The organism is Nocardia sp. NBC_01377 (assembly GCF_045040005.1).
In the GTDB taxonomy this organism is placed as follows: Bacteria; Actinomycetota; Actinomycetes; order Mycobacteriales; family Mycobacteriaceae; genus Nocardia; species Nocardia noduli.
This window is the reverse complement of record NZ_CP109566.1, coordinates 1,859,873-1,876,002: the sequence shown is the minus strand read 5'-3', so window position 1 is coordinate 1,876,002 and position 16,130 is coordinate 1,859,873. Positions and strand designations below refer to the sequence as shown.

At 67.6% G+C, this 16,130-nt stretch carries 22 protein-coding genes and 1 pseudogene; 12 read left to right on the top strand and 11 right to left on the bottom strand.

The features are described from left to right. Positions 1 to 86: 86 nt before the first annotated feature. Together OG225_RS08415 and OG225_RS08410 are read right to left on the bottom strand one after the other, a co-directional pair. Positions 87 to 1,334 carry a cytochrome P450 gene (locus OG225_RS08415; protein WP_405181158.1) on the bottom strand — a complete coding sequence of 416 codons (1,248 nt, stop codon included), beginning with the start codon at positions 1,332 to 1,334 and terminating at the stop codon, positions 87 to 89. Between the two features lie 275 nt (positions 1,335 to 1,609). Continuing rightward, on the bottom strand, positions 1,610 to 2,065 hold the full coding sequence (locus OG225_RS08410) for a PPOX class F420-dependent oxidoreductase (RefSeq protein WP_405181157.1): 456 nt from the start codon (positions 2,063 to 2,065) through the stop codon (positions 1,610 to 1,612). 190 nt (positions 2,066 to 2,255) lie between these two features. Between OG225_RS08410 and OG225_RS08405 the strand changes: the two genes are divergently transcribed. Both OG225_RS08405 and OG225_RS08400 read left to right on the top strand, forming a co-directional pair. Further along, positions 2,256 to 3,428, top strand: a complete 1,173-nt coding sequence (locus tag OG225_RS08405; protein WP_405181156.1) for a DUF3089 domain-containing protein — start codon at positions 2,256 to 2,258, stop codon at positions 3,426 to 3,428. 171 nt (positions 3,429 to 3,599) lie between these two features. Next, positions 3,600 to 3,998: a PPC domain-containing protein gene (locus OG225_RS08400; protein ID WP_405181155.1), complete on the top strand. Its 399-nt coding sequence runs from the start codon at positions 3,600 to 3,602 to the stop codon at positions 3,996 to 3,998. A gap of 18 nt (positions 3,999 to 4,016) precedes the next feature. On the opposite strand, the gene OG225_RS08395 is transcribed toward OG225_RS08400, so the two are convergent. Beyond that, the gene (locus tag OG225_RS08395; protein WP_405181154.1) at positions 4,017 to 4,259 is read right to left on the bottom strand and encodes a PaaI family thioesterase; all 243 of its coding nucleotides are present in this window, start codon (positions 4,257 to 4,259) and stop codon (positions 4,017 to 4,019) included. Next, positions 4,256 to 4,414, bottom strand: a complete 159-nt coding sequence (locus OG225_RS08390; protein ID WP_405181153.1) for a hypothetical protein — start codon at positions 4,412 to 4,414, stop codon at positions 4,256 to 4,258. The genes OG225_RS08395 and OG225_RS08390 overlap by 4 nt, the downstream gene beginning before the upstream one ends. 37 nt (positions 4,415 to 4,451) lie before the next feature. Here OG225_RS08390 and OG225_RS08385 point away from each other — a divergent pair, with 37 nt between their 5' ends. Beyond that, entirely contained in the window at positions 4,452 to 4,721 is a 270-nt protein-coding gene (locus tag OG225_RS08385) for a hypothetical protein (protein ID WP_405181152.1), read from the top strand. A gap of 192 nt (positions 4,722 to 4,913) precedes the next feature. On the opposite strand, the gene OG225_RS08380 is transcribed toward OG225_RS08385, so the two are convergent. Next, positions 4,914 to 5,171, bottom strand: a complete 258-nt coding sequence (locus OG225_RS08380) for a hypothetical protein (RefSeq protein WP_405181151.1) — start codon at positions 5,169 to 5,171, stop codon at positions 4,914 to 4,916. Positions 5,172 to 5,232: 61 nt separating this feature from the next. Between OG225_RS08380 and OG225_RS08375 the strand changes: the two genes are divergently transcribed. From OG225_RS08375 to OG225_RS08365, 3 genes are all read left to right on the top strand, one after another. After that, a complete protein-coding gene (locus OG225_RS08375) occupies positions 5,233 to 5,607 on the top strand; it encodes a DUF2255 family protein (protein WP_405181150.1) in 375 nt (124 codons plus the stop codon). A gap of 238 nt (positions 5,608 to 5,845) precedes the next feature. Next, entirely contained in the window at positions 5,846 to 6,208 is a 363-nt protein-coding gene (locus tag OG225_RS08370; RefSeq protein WP_405181149.1) for a hypothetical protein, read from the top strand. A gap of 348 nt (positions 6,209 to 6,556) precedes the next feature. Beyond that, a complete protein-coding gene (locus tag OG225_RS08365) occupies positions 6,557 to 6,877 on the top strand; it encodes a helix-turn-helix transcriptional regulator (protein ID WP_216906471.1) in 321 nt (106 codons plus the stop codon). A 13-nt stretch (positions 6,878 to 6,890) separates the two neighbouring features. Here OG225_RS08365 and OG225_RS08360 read toward each other — a convergent pair whose 3' ends face one another. The 3 genes and pseudogenes from OG225_RS08360 to OG225_RS08350 all read right to left on the bottom strand — a co-directional run bounded on the left by OG225_RS08360 (position 6,891) and on the right by OG225_RS08350 (position 8,895). Further along, positions 6,891 to 7,364: an iron chaperone gene (locus OG225_RS08360; protein WP_405181148.1), complete on the bottom strand. Its 474-nt coding sequence runs from the start codon at positions 7,362 to 7,364 to the stop codon at positions 6,891 to 6,893. 142 nt (positions 7,365 to 7,506) lie between these two features. Next, positions 7,507 to 7,846, bottom strand: a pseudogene (locus OG225_RS08355) (alpha/beta fold hydrolase); the annotation flags it as partial. Positions 7,847 to 8,070: 224 nt separating this feature from the next. Further along, positions 8,071 to 8,895 carry a class I SAM-dependent methyltransferase gene (locus tag OG225_RS08350; RefSeq protein WP_405181147.1) on the bottom strand — a complete coding sequence of 275 codons (825 nt, stop codon included), beginning with the start codon at positions 8,893 to 8,895 and terminating at the stop codon, positions 8,071 to 8,073. Between the two features lie 228 nt (positions 8,896 to 9,123). Between OG225_RS08350 and OG225_RS08345 the strand changes: the two genes are divergently transcribed. Then, on the top strand, positions 9,124 to 9,513 hold the full coding sequence (locus tag OG225_RS08345; RefSeq protein ID WP_405181146.1) for a hypothetical protein: 390 nt from the start codon (positions 9,124 to 9,126) through the stop codon (positions 9,511 to 9,513). A 43-nt stretch (positions 9,514 to 9,556) separates the two neighbouring features. On the opposite strand, the gene OG225_RS08340 is transcribed toward OG225_RS08345, so the two are convergent. Further along, entirely contained in the window at positions 9,557 to 10,342 is a 786-nt protein-coding gene (locus OG225_RS08340) for an IclR family transcriptional regulator (RefSeq protein WP_405181145.1), read from the bottom strand. 177 nt (positions 10,343 to 10,519) lie between these two features. Between OG225_RS08340 and OG225_RS08335 the strand changes: the two genes are divergently transcribed. The 3 genes from OG225_RS08335 (at position 10,520) to OG225_RS08325 (ending at position 12,927) form a co-directional block, all read left to right on the top strand. Beyond that, positions 10,520 to 11,287 carry a CoA transferase subunit A gene (locus OG225_RS08335; protein WP_405181144.1) on the top strand — a complete coding sequence of 256 codons (768 nt, stop codon included), beginning with the start codon at positions 10,520 to 10,522 and terminating at the stop codon, positions 11,285 to 11,287. Continuing rightward, the gene (locus OG225_RS08330; protein ID WP_109524087.1) at positions 11,284 to 11,943 is read left to right on the top strand and encodes a CoA transferase subunit B; all 660 of its coding nucleotides are present in this window, start codon (positions 11,284 to 11,286) and stop codon (positions 11,941 to 11,943) included. Before OG225_RS08335 ends, OG225_RS08330 begins: the two co-directional genes overlap by 4 nt. Positions 11,944 to 12,021: 78 nt before the next feature. After that, positions 12,022 to 12,927 (top strand): alpha/beta fold hydrolase, encoded by a 906-nt coding sequence (locus OG225_RS08325; RefSeq protein WP_405181143.1) that lies wholly within the window; start codon positions 12,022 to 12,024, stop codon positions 12,925 to 12,927. A gap of 186 nt (positions 12,928 to 13,113) precedes the next feature. Here the strand turns inward: OG225_RS08325 and OG225_RS08320 are convergent, their stop codons facing one another. Together OG225_RS08320 and OG225_RS08315 are read right to left on the bottom strand one after the other, a co-directional pair. Next, complete coding sequence (locus OG225_RS08320; RefSeq protein ID WP_405181142.1) at positions 13,114 to 13,953, bottom strand: class I SAM-dependent methyltransferase; 840 nt, start codon at positions 13,951 to 13,953, stop codon at positions 13,114 to 13,116. Positions 13,954 to 14,230: 277 nt separating this feature from the next. Next, entirely contained in the window at positions 14,231 to 14,653 is a 423-nt protein-coding gene (locus tag OG225_RS08315) for a pyridoxamine 5'-phosphate oxidase family protein (RefSeq protein WP_405181141.1), read from the bottom strand. A 69-nt stretch (positions 14,654 to 14,722) separates the two neighbouring features. Here OG225_RS08315 and OG225_RS08310 point away from each other — a divergent pair, with 69 nt between their 5' ends. Both OG225_RS08310 and OG225_RS08305 read left to right on the top strand, forming a co-directional pair. Beyond that, positions 14,723 to 15,193, top strand: coding sequence for an SRPBCC family protein (locus OG225_RS08310; RefSeq protein ID WP_405181140.1), 471 nt, complete (start codon positions 14,723 to 14,725; stop codon positions 15,191 to 15,193). 179 nt (positions 15,194 to 15,372) lie between these two features. Beyond that, positions 15,373 to 16,095 (top strand): hypothetical protein, encoded by a 723-nt coding sequence (locus tag OG225_RS08305; RefSeq protein WP_405181139.1) that lies wholly within the window; start codon positions 15,373 to 15,375, stop codon positions 16,093 to 16,095. The last annotated feature ends 35 nt before the right edge of the window (positions 16,096 to 16,130 follow it).

Genomic DNA, 16,130 nt, shown 5'->3' with positions numbered 1-16,130 from the left:
CTTCCATCCTCGCGACATCCCGCCCGGCGACGCGACTCTCGGTCCGTATCCGTCGGCGGGATCACATCGCCGAGGGATACGAACGGTCACACGGCGAGCGGCGGGGCGGGCGGGAAAGTGACGGGCAACTCGGTCAGAGCACGATGGAACGGGCCGGGTCGCCACGCGGGGACCCCGTCGGTCAGGTCGATCCTGATCTCGGGCAGGACGTCGAGCAGTTGATCTATCGCGCATTCGGCGATCAGATACGCCAGCGATTGCGCCGGGCAGGCGTGCGGGCCGACACCCCACGCGAGATGGGCGCGATTGCCGGTGAGTTCGGTGCTGCGGACTTCGGGATCGTTGTTGCACGCGGCCATGCTGATCACCACCGGCTGGTGCGCGGGCAGCCAGACGTCGTCGATGACGATCGGCTGGCGCGGGTAGGTCACCAGCAGATTCGCCACCGGCGGATCGTTGAACAGCACCTCGTCGAGTGCGTCGCGGGAGGACAGATTCCCGCCGAGGACGTTGTCGCCGAAGCGGACGTCGGAGACGATCAACAGCAGCGTGTTGACGATCAGGTTGAGCTGGAATTCGATGCCGCCCCCATAGATCTGCGACACGTGGTGCGACGCCTCGATGTCGTCGAGGCCGGAGGGATGTCGCAGCAACGTCGACGGGATGTCGCGACCGGGTTCGGCCCGTTTGAGCGTCACCAGATTCATCAGTGCCTCGCCGAGCAGCCGATTTCCCGTCTCGGCGTCCCCACCGTCGATGAGCGCGCTCGTCCCCGCCGCGACCTGGTCGTAGATCTCGGGCGGGCATCCGAGCATATGGTTGATGACATCGAACACCAAGGGGAACGCGTACTGCCGGATCAGATCGGCACGCCCGTCCGCGCAGAACGAATTGATCAGCTCGACGGCGCGTTTCTCCACGACGCCGCGCAGCGAGAACAGGTCGACCGAGTCGATACCGGCCGTGATCGCCTGGCGATAACGGGTGAATTCCGCGCCCGAGCATCTGCTCGCCATCGGCCGCCATTCGAGCAGCGGGAGGACGGGGCAATCCGACGGCACGCTCTGCTGCCAGGTTCTGGGGTCCGCGGGAAAACGTTCCGGGTCGTTGAGGATCCGCACCGCGGTCCGGTAGGCGATCACCAGGGTGGCCGGTACGCCGGGCGCGAGTTCCACCGGGGCCAAACTGCCGTAGCGACCGCGCATCTCGCGATAGTATCGGTGCGGATCGGCGGCGAATTCCGGTGTGTGCAGCGGGATCCGGTGTTCGTCTGCCGGAATCGGCGAGTGGTGGACGACCGGGCACGACATCTCCCGGGACTGCTGCGTACTCAAGTGAGAAACCTCCCCAATGTGTTCGTGTGCACTACAGGTTTGGTGAATCGCCGACACTCCGCGCGCGCTGACGCCGCGACGGAGCGCGTTGCCGGGTCTACGCAGGACCCCGGTAGATGGTACGACACGGTGAGGTAACAGGCGGACCCGCGAAAACGGGCTGGGCGGAATGTTTTTCGCGCTCTCCGCGCGCGCGGAACTCGTTCCCGTCCGACGCCACTCGGGCCGAACCCGGTCGCGGCGCGAGCTTTTCGCGGTGATCGAACGCCGTCCGCCTACCGCTCGGGCGGGAAACCGCCGGTGGCGATCGGACCCCAGCGTTCGATGTGCACGCGGATCAGCGATTTGTTCTGCCGGACCATGGCCTCCCGGTATTCGGCCCAGTCCGGGTGCTCGCCGGAGATGCAGCGGAAGTAGTCGACCAGTCCGTCCAGGACCTCCGGCATGTCGAGCACCTCGGCGCGTCCGTCCACCTGCACGTAGGCGTCGTTCCATTCGTCGGACAGCACGCACAGCGAGACCCGGGGATCTCGGCGGGCATTGCTGGTCTTGGCCCGGGTCGGATAGGTCGCGATCACCAGACGGCCGTCCGAGTCGACGCCGCAGGTGACCGGTGAGAGCTGGGGACTGCCGTCGGCGCGTCTCGTCTCCAGTACGGCACGGTGACGCGGGCGCAGGAATTCGAGCAGTTCGGCTCGTTGGACGACGTCGGCGGTGGCGATACGTGGCATGACCCCGATACTCGCACGCGAGCGTCGGCCGAATCTCCGGCGCACCCGCGCCCCCCGACCCGAAGACCTCGGTTCGGTCCCGGGAACGGAAGAACCGGACGGCTACGATGACCCGACCCGGATCTCCCCCGCGCGGTGACGCAGATCCACGGCGGCCGATGGCGGGACCGACACTGTGAAGGCGGAGGCGATGCGCGATAGTCGATGGTGGCGTGCGGTTGCGGCCGTGGTCTGCGGCATCGGTGTCATTCCCTGGGTGCCGGTCGGCGCGAGCGCCGCACCCGACGAGGGCGTCGTGTGGTTGTGCCGTCCCGGCCTGGCCGACGACCCGTGTGCCGCGAGCACCGCGACGACCGTGCGGCGAGCGGGACAACCGGACCTGCGCGAGGAGGCGCCCGCGCCCGCCGATCCCGGCGTCGACTGTTTCTACGTGTACCCCACGGTGTCTTTGCAGTCGACGCCCAACGCCGACACCACCGTGACACCCGAACTGCGCACCGTCGCCGCCCAGCAGGCGGCGCGCTTCTCCCAGGTGTGCGAGGTGTACGCGCCGGTGTACCGCCAGCGCACCCTCGGCGCGCTCGCCGACGAAGACGATTACACCGCCGAACAGCGCGCCGAACTGTCACGCATCGCGTACACGGACGTGCGACGCGCCTGGCAGCAGTTCCTCGCCGAACACGATCCGTCCCGACCGGTGGTGCTGATCGGCCATTCGCAGGGCACCCGCATGTTGCGGCAGCTGATCCGCGAGGAAATCGACCCGCGGCCCGAGATGCGCGATCGAATCCTGTCCGCGATCCTGCTCGGCGGAAATACGGTGGTGCGCAAGAACAGCGATGTCGGCGGCGACTTCCAGCACCTGCCGCTGTGCCGTAGCGAGGCTCAGACCGGGTGTGCGCTCGCCTGGCAGACCTTCGACGAAATACCGCCGCCGGACAGCAGATTCGGCCGCAACCCGGTGACCCCGGAGGCGACGCCGCAGCCGTACGGGCCGGATTACGAACTCGCCTGCACCAATCCGGCCTCGTTGGAACTCAACGAATCACGCACCGCGGCAACCATATTGCGCGCCCAACCGGTGCCGAGCCCGATGGGCGTCGAACTCGCGCTTGCGCTCGGTCCGGGCGCGATCGCCGCGTCGACACCGTGGTTGGTCCCCGCGCAGACCTACCGGGTGCGGTGTATCCACCAGGACGGCGCGACCGCGCTCATGGCGACCGCGGATCCGGGCAGCCCGAATCTGCCCGCCGTTCCCGACGCGGACTGGGGCCTGCATCTGGCCGACGTCGAGATGGCACTGGGCGATCTGGTGCGCATCGTGGCGGCACAGACCGTCGCCTATCGCGCCGCCAATCCCTGACGCGCGGTGTCCGCCGAAGTGGCGTGCCCGACTCGATCCGCGAACGGGCGCCGGGTGCCGGACCAGCGCGTTAACCGGCCTTTCAGGTATCGGCAAGTCGCGGCGGCCAGAGTCGGTGGCATCGCATACCACCGGCGACATCCACATCGCCCCCACGACAGGACACCGACCATGGCCTCCAGCATCCGCACCGTGCGCGCCGCCTCCGCGATCGCGCTCGCCACCGTCGCGACCACCGTCGCCGTCGCTTTCGCGGGCACCGCGCACGCGGGGGTCTACACCGAGGTCGAATTCGCGCCGGGTACCAGCGCGGCGGTCGTCGACGGAGCGGTGGTGCGCGGCGATGCCGACAGCTATTTCTTCGATGCGCGCCGCGGACAGGTACTCGACAGCACCCTGACCTCGGTGGAGGGGAACGCGAATCTCAGCATCTCCGGCCCCGACGGACCCGTGATCGTCGTCTCCGACGCCTGGACCCGGATCGTGCTGCCGTCGGACGGCTTCTACCGGGTGACCGTCGCACCCACGCGCGGCAACGCCACCTACACGCTGTACGTGGAAATCGTCTGACGACGGTGTCCGCGCCGGTCAGGACTGTGTGACCGCGAGCAGTTGGGTGGTGCGCGCGCAGTGGCGGCCCTGCGCGTCGTGCACATCGACCTCCACACAGATCAGCGCCCGGCCGACCCGGACCGGCCGTGCCACGGCGGTGGCCGAATCACCCCGCAGCGGGGCGAGGAAGTAGGTCGATGATTCCGCGGTGGTGGTGACCTGTCCCGGTTCGACCTGGGCGGCCGCGCACAGCGCCGCGGCGATATCGCACAGACTCATGAGCGCGCCGCCGTGCATACCGCCGCCATCGTGCCCAATTGCTCCCGATGGGCCAGCCGCACCCGCACCGATTCGGCGCTCGCCTCCTCGATCCGGATACCGAGGGTTTCCGCGAAAGGGGCGACGGCGTAGAGGAGTTCGTCGTCCAGCTGCATCACGTCATCATGGCAGCGGTACCGCGCGGACCGGACCGTGCGGGTCGAGTTCGCGTCGATGGACTTCTCGGCATCCGCGAACGATCCGCGGCGCGCCGGAGGAGGTCAGAGGCAGACGCTGATGCTGAACGGGGGGATCGGGATGTTCAGGCAGAGCGCGACCGAGCCGATGGGTGTGGCGGACGGTTCCGCTGTGGCGGGTGCGGCGGAAGCGGCGGGAGCGGCGATCGCACCGATGGACAGCGCGATGGCGGTGACGGCAAACGCATGTGTGGCTTTGTTGATCATGATCACGTTCCTCGGCTGAGCGGTATGGCGACTGGCGAGCCAGTGTTGACCCCGCCTGACATCATGCGCCGATGCCATGCCACGGGCAAGTGGCAATGACCCGGTCGGGTCGCGTGTTTCGCCGATCCGAGGGCGTAAAAGCCCGTGTGCCAGGCAAATACGCGAACCCGCCGCCGCCGATACTCGCGCCGATCGAGGGGCGCGGAGCCGCCTATTCGAGCGTGCGGGCCGAGAATTCGCCGGCCTGCTCGACGGCGGCAGCCCGGGTGGCAGGCAATTCGAGTCCGGCCGCGCGTTCGGCCTCGTCGAGTTGCAGGGCGCATGTCATCCACGGCATGAGCGCGCCCGCGGGTCCGGGGAGGTACCGCGGGTACCTGGACCAGCGGTCACTGCCGGAGCCCCGGTCGCGCAGGTGCAATAGACGGGTGTGCGAATCACGCCACATCAGCGAACTGTCGGCAAATATCATGGGGTATCCGACGGTGGACTCGGGCGCCGCGACTGGAGCCCGTCAATCGAAAGGGGATGCCATGAGCACTTGGACCAACGACCAACTGGCGACGATCGAACGGGTCGACGAGATCGAGATCGCCGCGCGGCGCACCGACGGAACACTGAACAAGCCACGGGTCATCTGGGCGGTGCGCGACGGCGACGACGTCTACATCCGGTCGGTGAACGGATCGAGCGCCGCCTGGTACCGCGCCACCCGCGGCCGCCACGAGGGCCACCTGCAGGCGCCGGGTGTCGATGCCGACGTCACATTCACCGATGTCGGCGCCGCGGTCAAGGACCGTGTCGATGCCGCCTACCGCGACAAGTACCGCCGCTACGCCGCCTCGATCGTCGATTCGATCAACAGCCCCGGCGCGGCCGAGACCACCATGCGTGTTGTTCCGCGTTAGACGACGGGGTCGCACTCGACGTTCAGTAGGCTTGACGCCCCGCCGACGAGACGGCGGCGCTCGGCGGTACGTCCGATCGCGCCGGGACCTGTGACGACGCCGATCTGATTGCACAACTTGCCAATTGCATACCTTGCGGAATTCTTCATCGATCGCCCCTTATCCCGCCCCCTTCTCGGTAGCGTCGGCCCGCACGAAGCCGTTCGTACCGTGGGAGAGAGGAAAGACCTTGGCGGACATGGAAGTTGCGTTGAAGGACATGATGATGCTGGACGGTGCCATCGGGGCCGCCGTCGTCGACTACGGCAGTGGCATGCCGCTCGGGGTGCTCGGCGGATCGAAGTCCTTCGACCTCGAGGTCGCGTCGGCGGGCAATACCGAGGTGATCCGCGCGAAGATGCGCACCATCGAGCAGTTGGGGCTGAGCGAGGAGATCGACGATGTGCTCATCACCCTCGCGACCCAATACCATCTGATCCGACCGACGCGCAGTCGCCGGGCCAAGGGCCTTTTCCTCTATCTCGCACTCGACCGGTCGCGCGGCAATCTGGCGATGGCGCGACACCGGCTCAAAGATATCGAGGCAGAACTCGAAATCTGAATCTTTTGACCGGTCGGTATGATTCTTTCGGCACGTGATCCGCGCATCGGAAGAATCATCTCGAGCCCGACATTTGTTGTCGCACCGGAGCGCCGGAATCCCCACCGGGATCGATATGCCCGGTGGTAACCTCCATCAGCGCTCGGCCGTTCGCCGGTGCACCGGATCCGATTCGGAGGTCCGCCCGGCGAACAACCGTCGCATCCGCGAATCCCCACGGAACGAGCCGTGCCGCGGGTCTGTCGGCGCCGACGGACAGTCGAGTCATCGGGATCGGAAAGATATTTGGTTACGCCGTGTGCGGGGTCGGAGGTTTTCGTGGGTGGTGCGCGACAGCCGCTGTACCGAATGAAAGCGGATTTCTTCAAAACACTCGGACATCCGGTGCGAATACGGGTTCTGGAATTGCTGAGCGAACGCGACCACGCGGTGTCCGAAATGCTGCCCGAGGTCGGAATAGAGCCCGCGAACTTATCGCAGCAACTGGCCGTACTGCGTCGCACCGGTCTGGTCACCGCGCGACGGGAGGGCCTGTCGGTGACCTACGCCCTGACCTCGCCGCAGGTGGCCGAACTGCTGCGCGTGGCACGTGCGATCCTGACCAATGTCGTTGCCGGACAAGCGGAATTGCTCGAGGAACCCGTCCTGGTCCAGGATTCGGCACGCTGAACGGACCCTGAACTCAGCCCGCCGCCTTCCGCACCAGTTCGGTGATCCTGGCCTCGACGGCCGGGGTGAGTTTCGTCAGGGCGAAGGCGGTGGGCCACATGGTGCCGTCGTCGAGGGCCGCGATGTCGTTGAAACCGAGGGTGGCGTATCGCGCCTTGAATTTCTCGGCGCTCTGGAAGAACAGGACGACCTTGCCGTCCCTGGCATAGGCGGGCATGCCGTACCAGAGTTTCGGTGTGAGTTCGGGAGCGCCCTCGCCGACGATGGCGTGGATTCTCTCGGCCATGGCGCGGTCGGGGGCCGCCATGTCGGCGATCTTGGCGACCACGTCGGCTTCGCCGTTGACCTTGGACGCGCGCGAGCCGCGGCGCGCGGCCGTCTTCAGCTCCTGCGCGTGCTCCTTCATGGCGGCCTTCTCCTCGTCGGAGAACCCGACGGAGGACTTCTTCCGCGCGGCTGCCCGGGTGGTCTTCTGCGCTTCGGCCATTGCCGTTTCCTTCCCTACCGGGGTCGAGGTGAACGACTCTCATCGTAGGAAAGCGGGAAGGCCGCGGGCTTCTTCGAAACTGATCAATCCGGCATCGGCTCGGTCGGGTACCGGACACCTGCCGGTCCGGTACCCGCCGGGGTCAGGAAGTCGCGGTGATGGCGGCGCGCACCACGTCAGCGACCCGGCCCGGTTGCGACACCAGTGGACACGTGGGAGGCGTCGACCTCGCTGGTGCGGCCGGGTGCGGCGCGCCCGGCCATCATCTTCTGGAGTGCGGGCGGGATCACCCGGTCCTGCTGGGAGATCAGGTACCAACTCGGGGTGTCGGCCCAGGACGGTGCGCCGCTCGGCTCGAGATCGGCCGCCAGCGCGGCCGATCTCTGGTGAGCGTACAAATCGGCGGCCACCGCCGCCGACACGTCCTGGCAGAACACCTCGTGGAAGTACTCCTCGGCGATGTAGCCGTCGACATTGGCGCCCACCGGGCGGCGCGTCACCGCCGCGACGGGCTCGTGCGGCGCGTAGTCCGCAGACCGGAACACCACTACCACCTCGCCTCCTCCCGTGGAGCCGTCACCGCGACCCCCTTCACTCAAAACCGGTCAGTCGTTCAAGCTAGTGCGAAACCGGGTCCGGGGCAGCGCGTGTGCACTGTCGGCACATAACGGTGCACTCGCAAGCAGATTCGCTCCCGAGCGGAGCGTCAGGCGAAGGCGGGCTCGCCGAGCGTGGTGAAAAGGTTCAGTTTGTAGGTCGTCACCGGCGGCGCCCAGCCCAGAAGCCGGAGACCGTAGCGGTATTTCGCGGGCCAGGTGCGCGCCACCCCAGGTTGCGGGCTGGCGAAGGTGCGGGATTCGACCAGTCGCAGACCGAACTGTTCCAGCGTCGTCGGATCAGCGCAGGTCCATTTCATGCGGGCGGACACGGCCCGGAACACCGGATTGCGGTCCTGGGTGTTCATCATGGCCGGGCCGCTGGTGTCGAACGCGAGTCCCGAACCGGGAAACGTGTCGGCGAAGCGGCGCAACACTTCGTGGACCCGCGCATCGGGGAAATACAGCAGGACGGCCTCGCTCAGCAGGAAGACCGGTCGAGCCGGTTCGGTGACCCGGGCGTACCAATCGGTGTCGAAGATCGATCCGGTGATCATCATGTAGCGGTCGCCGTCGTCGAAGAACGTGCGCCGCAATGACATCGTGTCCTCGACGTCCAGGTCGAACCACCGCACCCGCCCGTTGTCGAGGCGATCGAACCGGGTCGACAGGCCACAGCCCAGATCGACCACCGTCCCGTCCGGATGCCGACGCAGGAATTCGCGGACGTACTCGTCGAAGATCGATGCCCGCAGCACCGACCCGGCCAGCGACGGACCGCGGAACTTCTCGAAGTCGTAATCGATGGCCTCGACCAGATCGACCGCTTTGCGGTCGCCGAGCACGCTTTTCTCGTTCCGCGCGTCACGAGCCCGCCCGTACAGCGGAATCAGCAGTGTTTCCTGCACCTCACCCAACGACACCGGTTCGCCCATCGCACCACTCTAACTTAGGGTGACCTAATCAACCAGGCCGTGAATCGGTGCCGACACAAGAAAACAATGATGTTCGCATGTAATGTGCGGCAGAACAATCGGTCGCCCGACCGACTACACCGCAGGTGGGATGAATGTCTAGGGTGGGTGGATGAGACAGTCACATGTGCTCTACCGCTGGTCCGCGCCATCGGCGCCGGCCGGGGACCACCGGTGACACCGCGACCCATGACCGTCCGAGTAGCCGAAGAGCGCTTCCCCGAACTCGTCCTCGCCATTCACGACGCGCGCGACTCCCATCGGAAATGGCAGTACCGCAATATCATCGACATCTCGGCCGTGCGCATCGACGACGCCGACCCGCACGTGCTCCATCGCGCGCACGATCTCGCCAACCCGCCCGTGACCGCGGTGACGGTGACCAGGGGCGACACCGCCGTCGACATCACCTTCCATCTCGACGACGGCGACGCGCTCGCCCTCTTCCACCCCTCGGCCATGCTCGGATTCGCCGCGGACCCGGACGAGGTGACCGCCTGGATCGGTCACCTCGCCACGGTGACCGCCGAAACCCTCGCCGCGACCGGGATCCCGGCCGTCCTCGATATTCCGCGCTGACCCACGCCCGCCGCGCGAATGCCCGCCCCGTCCGGACGAGCGCTCACGTGTCGCCCACCGGATGGCGCTGCCGCAACGCGCGGGTCAGGCGGTGCGCCTCCCGCAACAGCAACTCACCGAGGTGCGGGCGGCGGTCGACGCCGAAACGGCTCTCGACCCCGGTGACGCTCAGCGCCCACGCCGGTTCGTCGCGGTCGTCGAATACCGCGGCACCCATGCCCCAACTGCCCTCGACCAGCAGTCCCGGGTTCAGCGAGTAGCCGGTCTCCCTGGTGCGCACCAACCGCTCGGTCACCGCGCCCCTCGCATGGCGCTCGCCCCACGCCTCGGTGAGATCGACCCGGTCGAGATAGTCCGCGACATCGCGCGGCGCCAGATGCGCGAGGATGACCAGCCCGGCCGACGCCACACCCAGCGGCAACCGGATACCGATGTGCAGGACGTGCGAACGCAACGGGAAACTTCCTTCTTCGGCTGCCACACAGACGGTTTCGTCGCCGCGACGCACCGACAGAAAGGTGCTCTCCCCCGTCGTGCGGGCCAGATCCCGCAATACCGGCCGCGCGATGTCGACGATGTCGTAGCGGCTGGCGGCCAGCGAACCGAGTAGATACAACTCCGGGCCGATCGACCACCTGCCGGATCGGTGGTCGCGGTCGGCGAGCCCTTCGTCGGCCAGGGTCGTCAGCAGGCGGTGTACCGTCGGACGGGCCAGTCCGGTGGCGCTCGCCAGTTCCGAGGTCGTCGCGCCCGTGGGCTCGGCGGCGGCCAGCGCGCGCAACAGCGCGGTGGCCCGCCGGATCACCTGCGGCTTCTGCCGATCGTCCACCCCACCAGTATACGTCCACTCAGTGAACGCTGGAACCGGAGCCGTCCACGTCGCGAGCAATGTGCTCCCATCTCCACCGTTCCGCTTGAAATGCGGTCACGCTGACGGTTGAGTATCGACAGATCCCGATCGGGATGACCACTGAATGGACGCATCGACGCGACCGGAAGGAACGACATGGGCGCCACGGTCTTCACGACCCCCGCCGCTGCCGTAGCGGATATCGGCAACGACACATCTATCGCAGTCGGCGGCTTCGGACTGTGCGGTATCCCCGACGAATTGATCCGAGCGCTCGCCGAATCCGGCGTGAGCAATCTGGAGATATTCTCCAACAACTGCGGCGTCGACGAGCACGGTCTCGGCATTCTGCTCTCCGCCGGACGCATTCGACGTGTGGTCGCCTCCTATGTCGGCGAGAACAAGGAATTCGCGCGCCAGTACCTCAGCGGCGAACTCGAGGTAGAACTCACCCCGCAGGGCACGCTGGCCGAACGGCTGCGCGCGGGCGGCGCCGGTATTCCGGCGTTCTACACCCCGGCCGGTGTCGGCACCCCGGTCGCCGACGGTGGCCTGCCCTGGCGCTATGCCGCCGACGGCACCATCGCGGTGGCGTCCCCGCCCAAGGAGACGCGCACCTTCGGCGGTAACAGCTACGTCCTGGAAACGGGTATCACCGCCGACTACGCCCTCGTTCACGCCGCCGTCGGCGATACCGCGGGCAATCTGGTCTTCGAGAAATCCGCGCTCAACTTCAATCCGCTGGCCGCGATGGCGGGCCGCGTCACCATCGCCCAGGTCGAGAATCTGGTGCCCGCGGGCACCCTCGATCCGGCGCAGGTCCATCTGCCCGGCGTGTTCGTGCAGCGCATCGTGCACACCGGAACGCAGAACAAGCAGATCGAGAAGCGCACCGTCACCGTCGAGGAGGGTTCGAACCGATGACCACACGCACAGGGTGGACCCGCGACCAGATGGCCGCGCGCGCCGCCGCCGAACTCACCGACGGCGAGTACGTGAATCTCGGAATCGGTTTGCCGACACTGATTCCCGGATTCCTGAGCCCCGATGTCAAGGTCACCCTGCATTCGGAGAACGGCATCCTCGGCACCGGGCCGTACCCGACACCGGACGCCGTCGACGCGGATCTGATCAACGCGGGCAAGGAGACGGTCACCGTCCTGCCCGGCGCCGCGTTCTTCGATTCCGCGCTGTCGTTCGGCATGATCCGCGGCGGTCACATCAACACCGCCGTCCTCGGCGGTATGCAGGTGTCACGCCACGGTGACCTCGCCAACTGGATGGTGCCCGGCAAGATGGTCAAGGGTATGGGCGGCGCCATGGATCTGGTCCACGGCGCGGGACGGGTCATCGTGCTCATGGAGCACACCGACCGCGACGGCAACCCCAAGATCGTCGAGGCGTGCACCCTGCCGCTGACGGGCCGCCGCGTCGTCGACCGGATCATCACCGATCTGGCCGTCATCGATATCCCCGGCGACGGCACCCTGGTCCTGCGCGAACTCGCGCCGGGCGTCACCACCGAACAGGTCGTGGCCGCCACCGGCGCGCCACTGATCGTCGACAGTGTCGTGAGCTGATCGGGCCTGCCACCGACCTTCGACTCGAGCCGTCGCGATACCTGGGCATCGCGACGGCGCCGACGCATACTGTCGGGTATGTCGGAGTATGACGAATTCGGACTGTTCGCCGAGAACGCGGAGGAGGCGGGGCTGCCGTGGTCGGGCGCCCCGCGGGTGCGCAGGACTTCCGCCGGTATCGGCAACGGAGCGAATATCGGCGCCCTGCGCTGGGGTGAGGGCGAACCGGAACTCGTCCTGCTGCACGGCGGCGCGCAGAACGCTCATACCTGGGACACGGTGGCGCTGGCGCTGAACCGGCCGCTGGTCGCGATCGATCTGCCCGGCCACGGCCATTCCGACTGGTGGCCCGATCACGACTACACGCCCGACCGTCTGGCCGAAGCCGTCGCGACCGCCGTGGACGCGCTCGCGCCCGGCGCGCAGGCGATCGTGGGCATGTCCCTGGGCGGTTTGACCGCACTTCGCCTCGCCGCTCGCCGCCCCGACCTGGTCCGACGTCTGGTCCTGGTCGACGTCACCCCCGGCACCGGCGACCATCCCGCGAAGACGGCGGCCATCACCGCCTTCGTCCACGGCCCCGCCGATTTCGCGTCCTTCGACGAGATCCTCGAACGCACCGTCACGCACAACCCCGGCCGATCGGTCCGGTCACTGCGTCGCGGCATCCTGCACAACGCGCGCGAACAGGACAACGGCCGCTGGATCTGGCGCTACGACCGGATACGTCCCACCGCCGACGGCACACTCGACTTCGGCCCGCTGTGGGAGGACGTCTCCGCGCTCGCCACCGCGCCCATGCTCGTCCGCGGTGCGCGTTCACCGGTCGTCGACGACGCCGACACCGCCGAATTCCTGCGCCGCCAGCCCGATGCGCGGATCGAGATCGTCGCCGACGCCGGACATTCCGTCCAGGGCGACCGTCCGATCGAACTCGCCGCCCTCATCCAGGACTTCACCGTCGACCGGACCGCGGCGCTCTGAACGGGGCGCGTTTGTGCGGAGGTCGGCCTCCGACAGTCGGGTATGCCGCCCCGAGCACACGCCCGACCAGGGCGGGCTCGAGTCCTTCCGAGCGGCCGACCGAACAACGCACGCCCGGTTCCGCCGCACGCGCTGTCCCTCCCCCAGCGGCGAGACTCGAACTCGTCCGAGAGCCCCCAGGGCCGATCAGGTGCGTGCCCGAATCAGATGCGGCCCCGAGTCGGGAGAACTCGACCCCGTTCCGATCCCGTAGGAGGCCAGCAACTGCGCCGCGGACCGGTCCTCGACCCGCGCGAATCCCGCGTTCGCCAGGTCGTCGTGAATCCGGTCCGCGGTGAAGTAGCTGAGCCACGGTTCTCCCACCGCGGCAACGCGATCCGCGCGCTCCCGCCGCGCCGTCCCGTATTCGGGGGTCGCGGTGGCGGCGGGGTACAGGTAGTCGAACACCACCTCGGTGGTGCCGTCCTGGTCGGCGATGTAGCGCAGCGTGTCGTGGATCGACGGCAGGGTGAGATACATCGTGACGCCGAGCCAGACGAACACGGCCGGGCGGGCGCGGGCGAGTCCCGCCGACGCGAGCCCCGACGCCAGGGTCGACTGTTCGAAATCGACCGGGGCGAAGGTCAGCGACGGGGGAATCGCGATGCCCGTCTCGGCCAGGCGCCGCCGCTTCCATGCCTGGGTGTCGGGGTGGTCGACCTCGAAGAATCGCACGTCGGGGTGCGGATAGCGGTACGCGGTCGTGTCGAGTCCGGCACCGAGGATCACCACCTGATCGGTCCCGGCGGCGACGGCCTCGGCGATCACATCGTCGGCGAATCGACTCCGCGCCGCGATGAACAATCGGCGGCGACGAGCCAGGTCCTGATCGAGGCCGTCGTCGAATTCGTTCGCGCGCGCCGCGGATTCACCGATGATCCGCACCGCCAGGGGGTCGGTGAAAACCCTCGGCTCGTCCGCGACCTGGTGGTATGCCCGCGCGTGCGCCACTGCCATCGCGGTTCGACTCGGCTGCCCGACCTGCATACGCGCCACCCTACCGATGCGGCCGTGCGAGGCCGATCGGGCGTATCGGCGTGTTCGACGCGAGCGGAAAACGCACGGACGAGACCCGGTCACGGCGCACCTCTGCTTCGAGAAAGGCAGCGGCACAGCCGATCCCGCTCAGCGCGGCAATTCCGGCAGGTCTACCCCCAACGCGGTCGCGAGTTCGATCACCCTGCGCGGCGTGGTGCACTGGCGGGTCAAGCTCGCGTGATCGAGTCGGCCGTGATGGGCCTGGAATTCGCCGCCGACGGTTTCCTCAGATCGCGCCCATGTCGGCGGAGAGCCAGTGGTCCGGGCGCATGAATACCGCGACCTGGTCGCCGTGGGATTGCGCGAATTCCAGGTAGGGGTCGACCTTTTCGGCGGGCAGGTAGCGCGCGGCCATCTCGCGCAGCATGCCGTCCTTCATGGGTTCGGTGCGGGTGATCGGACCCTCGGCGGTCACGTAGCGGACGGTCGGCGTCACGACCTGCGCCATGAGGCTGAAACGCCCAGCCGCCTCCAGCAGTCGGATCTTCGTCGAATGCGCCCCGGTCAGTACCCAGAGTTCGGAGCCGGGTGAGTACTGGTACCAGATCGGCACATTGAGCGGGGCGCGGTCCGGACTCGCGGCGACCGCGAGCGCGCCGATATGGGGCTGGGCGAGGAACTCCTGTCGTTCTCGCGAAGTCAGTGCCATGACTCCACTTTACGTTCACGTGGTGACCGAATGCTGGCACCGCGGGCGGGAGGGTGATTCGATCGAGCCATGACAGATACCAGCGAGCTACCGCACATCGTGTCGGCCGAACGCGAGATCGCGGCCGACGCGGACCGGATCTTCGAGTTGATCGCCGATCCCGCCCAGCAGCCGCGATGGGACGGTAACGACAATCTGAACGAGGCCGCGGCGGGCCAGCGAGTTCGCGGCACGGGCGACGTCTTCGTCATGGCGCTGACCAACGGCGCGGTGCGCCACAACCGGGTGGTGGAGTTCGAGGAGGGGCGACGTATCGCCTGGCTGCCTTCCGAACCGGACCAGGAGCCGCCCGGGCATCTGTGGCGCTGGGAGCTCGAACGCGTCGGGGACGGCGTCACCCGGGTCACCCACACCTACGACTGGTCGCGGCTGACCGATCCGAAACGTCTGGTGCGCGCGAAGGCGACGACAGCGGAGAAACTGCTCGCCTCGATCGAGAATCTCGCCGCGCTGGCCGAGGGAGCCGAGGACTCCCGGTAGGCGGAACACCGGCGAATCGCTGCTAGCTTCTCGTCGCGGCTCGGCCCGGAATCAGCGGAAACCTCTTTTCTCCACACCGTATTCGACCGAACAGAATTCTGGCAAGAGAAATTGCTAGAAGAATGGTGTGTAACTTCTTTCGGCGTGTTACACATGCCTCCCATGGCAAGGAGGCGGTTGTGACACGTCCGTATCGGCTCGTCATCTGGGGGCCGGGAGACATGGGTGGGCGCGCGCTCCTGGCAGCGCTGCGATCCCCCGAATTCGATGTGGTCGGCGTCAAGGTCTTCAGTCCGCACAAGGACGGCAGGGATATCGGCGAACTCGTCGGACTCGCGCCGACCACGCCGTCGCTGTTGCGCGGCGCGGACGCCGACGTGGTGGATCCGCTCGAATCGGGGAAGAACGTGGTGTCGGCCGTACCCGCGCGCGTCACGGTGCGCGCGGGCGGCACGGTGATCGAACCCGGCACCGTCGGCGTCATCCACATGACCTATCGCGGCTACATCGGCGATCGCCTCTTCATGACCAACGAGGAATGCTGGCACGTCGGCCCAGGCAACGCCCATCTCGGACCGGACCATCCGCGCAGTCTGTCCGGTGGACATGTGATCACCCTGGACGGCACTCCGTGCGGGGTCGAGATGCGCAACGAGATGGACGACGAGGCCTACAGCGCGGACTGGTCGGCGGTCACCGATATCTCCGTGCGGGCCATGCTCGCCGCGCTGCCCGAATTGTGCGCCGCGCCACCGGGAGTCGCGATGCCCGATCTGACCCCGCGCTACCGACTGGAGAACGCGTTAGCACCGTCGCGGTCGCCGTACTCGGCACGGGACCGGTCGCCGATCGGCTCGTCGCCGGAATCGAACGCCGTCCCGACCTGCGCTCGACCGGCCTGACGACGCCCGCGCTGCCCGTACCCGACGGCACCGCG

Bases quoted from the DNA above. Each gene is read 5' to 3' on its own strand.
- OG225_RS08410 (WP_405181157.1), bottom strand. From the start codon at position 2,065: ATGCCACGTATCGCCACCGCCGACGTCGTCCAACGAGCCGAACTGCTC.
- OG225_RS08405 (WP_405181156.1), top strand. From the start codon at position 2,256: ATGCGCGATAGTCGATGGTGGCGTGCGGTTGCGGCCGTGGTCTGCGGC.
- OG225_RS08400 (WP_405181155.1), top strand. From the start codon at position 3,600: ATGGCCTCCAGCATCCGCACCGTGCGCGCCGCCTCCGCGATCGCGCTC.
- OG225_RS08395 (WP_405181154.1), bottom strand. From the start codon at position 4,259: ATGAGTCTGTGCGATATCGCCGCGGCGCTGTGCGCGGCCGCCCAGGTC.
- OG225_RS08390 (WP_405181153.1), bottom strand. From the start codon at position 4,414: ATGCAGCTGGACGACGAACTCCTCTACGCCGTCGCCCCTTTCGCGGAA.
- OG225_RS08380 (WP_405181151.1), bottom strand. From the start codon at position 5,171: ATGATATTTGCCGACAGTTCGCTGATGTGGCGTGATTCGCACACCCGT.
- OG225_RS08375 (WP_405181150.1), top strand. From the start codon at position 5,233: ATGAGCACTTGGACCAACGACCAACTGGCGACGATCGAACGGGTCGAC.
- OG225_RS08370 (WP_405181149.1), top strand. From the start codon at position 5,846: ATGGAAGTTGCGTTGAAGGACATGATGATGCTGGACGGTGCCATCGGG.
- OG225_RS08365 (WP_216906471.1), top strand. From the start codon at position 6,557: ATGAAAGCGGATTTCTTCAAAACACTCGGACATCCGGTGCGAATACGG.
- OG225_RS08360 (WP_405181148.1), bottom strand. From the start codon at position 7,364: ATGGCCGAAGCGCAGAAGACCACCCGGGCAGCCGCGCGGAAGAAGTCC.
- OG225_RS08350 (WP_405181147.1), bottom strand. From the start codon at position 8,895: ATGGGCGAACCGGTGTCGTTGGGTGAGGTGCAGGAAACACTGCTGATT.
- OG225_RS08345 (WP_405181146.1), top strand. From the start codon at position 9,124: ATGACCGTCCGAGTAGCCGAAGAGCGCTTCCCCGAACTCGTCCTCGCC.
- OG225_RS08335 (WP_405181144.1), top strand. From the start codon at position 10,520: ATGGGCGCCACGGTCTTCACGACCCCCGCCGCTGCCGTAGCGGATATC.
- OG225_RS08330 (WP_109524087.1), top strand. From the start codon at position 11,284: ATGACCACACGCACAGGGTGGACCCGCGACCAGATGGCCGCGCGCGCC.
- OG225_RS08325 (WP_405181143.1), top strand. From the start codon at position 12,022: ATGTCGGAGTATGACGAATTCGGACTGTTCGCCGAGAACGCGGAGGAG.
- OG225_RS08320 (WP_405181142.1), bottom strand. From the start codon at position 13,953: ATGCAGGTCGGGCAGCCGAGTCGAACCGCGATGGCAGTGGCGCACGCG.
- OG225_RS08315 (WP_405181141.1), bottom strand. From the start codon at position 14,653: ATGGCACTGACTTCGCGAGAACGACAGGAGTTCCTCGCCCAGCCCCAT.
- OG225_RS08310 (WP_405181140.1), top strand. From the start codon at position 14,723: ATGACAGATACCAGCGAGCTACCGCACATCGTGTCGGCCGAACGCGAG.